Genomic DNA, 274 nt, shown 5'->3' with positions numbered 1-274 from the left:
ATCTGGTCAAATCCGCGTCCCGGCCGGACGCGGCCCGTTGGACGGGGCTGGCGATCACGGACGTGGTCCCCGCTGGTTCCATCCAGCGCATCGTCATGACCAGGGCGATCACCAGTGCGCCCGGCGACGTGGACCTGGGCAACATCCGCAGCCTGTTGTCGGGCACCTACGGCCCGGCGCGGCCGCAGGAGCGTCCGGACCCGCGAGGTGTGCCGCAACTGGGCGGTGCGGCATCGATCTGGGAGGGCGTGGTGGTGCTGGAGTCGGGCGCCAT

The 274-nt window shown here is 71.2% G+C and carries 1 protein-coding gene; it reads left to right on the top strand.

What is annotated here, in order from left to right; genetic code table 11:
- Positions 1 to 274: hypothetical protein (locus tag SB660_RS20500; RefSeq protein WP_410584171.1), on the top strand; the 274-nt coding region annotated here is incomplete at both ends.

This window comes from Bacillus sp. SIMBA_005 (genome assembly GCF_046535585.1).
In the GTDB taxonomy this organism is placed as follows: Bacteria; Bacillota; Bacilli; order Bacillales; family Bacillaceae; genus Bacillus; species Bacillus pumilus.
The sequence above is the reverse complement of the archived record's forward strand: the minus strand, read 5'-3'. Positions and strand labels throughout refer to the sequence as shown.